Consider the following 1,787-nt stretch of genomic DNA (forward strand, 5'->3'; position numbering starts at 1 on the left):
GACTCTGTTGGTTAAAGGCTGATTCCTTCGTGAAGCCCGTCGCCGTCAGGCGGCGGGCTTCAGTGTCTCGAAGCGAGAGATGCGTGTGCCGATCCGTGGTGTGCCACTGGTCCAGGCATCGAGCCGGGCGAGGTTCATCGCCGCGGCGGTGAACAAGTGCTGGAAGTGGGTCTTGGGCTGGCCGCGGTAGCGGGACCGGCGCATGCCGAATGCACGGACTCCTTGGGAGACGGTGGCCTCGATGCCGTTGCGCTGCCGGTAGCGGTTGCGCCATTCACGGGTTTCCTGCGCTGCGCGGTTCTGCCGGATCGCCTGATGCTCGTCGTGGTGTCGCAGCGTGATCTCCCGGCGTTGGCCGGTGGTCGATCCGACGCATGAGCGCAGGTCGGGGCAGGGGCGGCACTCGGTGTGGCGGAACCGGACGCGGACGACTTCAATGCCCTTGGAGTCGGTGCGGGGATACCACTGATCGGTGGTGATTCCGTTGGGGCAGGTCACCTGCCGACGGTCCCAGTCGACGGTGAACGCGTCGGTGGCGAACCGGCCCCGGGCCTGGACCGTGGTGTTCCTCTGAGCCGGCCCCAGTAGTTCGACGCCCATGCGCTGGGCGGCGAGGATGTTGCCGGCGTCGATGTAGTTCCCGTCCGCCAGGTGAACGGCGGGCAGCATGTCGCGGGCGGCCAGGTCCGCCTGGATGGCCTGGGTCATCTTGGAGTCGTTGACCGACGCGTCCGTGGTGGCGACGTGTGTGATCAGGTTCGGCACGTCCGGCTCGCACGTCTCGGTCAGCTGGACCAGATAGCCGGCCCATCCGGAACCGGCCTTGGCTCCCCGGCGGGCGTGCAGGTCATAGGGCGAACAGGGCTGGAGTCTGCCCGGCGGGAGGTTCTTGTCCTCCCGCCAGTGCACCTCGCCTTCGCTGACCTGGTAGTTCTTCACCCAGACCTGTCGCAGCACCTCGACCGGCCCCAGTGCCCTCACCTCGCGTGGTGCGTCAGGAGCGAAGAGGGCGGTCATCAGCCGCATGCCGTCCGCGCCCACCTGCGCTGTCCAGGCCCGCTGCTTTTCCTTGCTCCTGGGCAGCCGGGTCTCCTCGACCCGGTGGCCGTAGCGGTCGAACCATTCCAGGTCCACCCGGGCAGCCAGCCAGTCCGGAGCCACGGCCGCGATCGCGTTCAGAGCGGCCCGCAGGCTTTCCCCGACCAGTGCCAGTCGGTTCAGGCCCGTGATCGCCCCCAGGACCTTCGCGGAGTCGGTCCGCTGCCGTCCCGCGGTCTTCAGCAGCCCGCGGTCCCTGGCCAGCATCAGGACGAGATCGAAGACCTCGCCGGCCTTCTCGCCTTCAAGCAGCCGGGACCGGAACTCACAGAGCACCGAGTAATCGAACCCGGCATCCGTCAGCTCCAGGCCGATCGCGTACTTCCAGTCGATCCGCGTACGCACGGCATCGGCCGCCTGCCGGTCAGACAGCCCTTCGACGAACTGCAACACCGTGACCAGGGCCAATGCCCCCGGCGCGACAGCGGGACGCCCCCGCTCGGAATACAGATCAGCGAAAGCCTCCCCCGAGAAGACCTCGGCGAACTCCTCCCGCAGCCGCATCGCGAAAGCACCACGAGGACACACCACCCGCGCAACCCGCGCGGTCTCCGCCGGAATCTCCCCCAGCCCCACCAAACGCAACGACACCGACGCCCTCCCCAGACGCAAAGTTGGCCTCCACCACCCACAACCGGGCAGTGAAGGCCAACGTCACGCGAAGGAATCAGCCTTTAACCAACAGAGTC

At 67.6% G+C, this 1,787-nt stretch carries 1 protein-coding gene; it reads right to left on the reverse strand.

Annotated elements, in window-relative coordinates:
* Nucleotides 1-45: 45 nt before the first annotated feature.
* Entirely contained in the window at nt 46-1,689 is a 1,644-nt protein-coding gene (locus JW592_RS32335) for an IS1182 family transposase (protein WP_209268853.1), read from the reverse strand.
* Nucleotides 1,690-1,787 lie beyond the last annotated feature (98 nt).

It is taken from the genome of Streptomyces spirodelae (assembly GCF_017676385.1).
GTDB lineage: Bacteria > Actinomycetota > Actinomycetes > Streptomycetales > Streptomycetaceae > Streptomyces > Streptomyces spirodelae.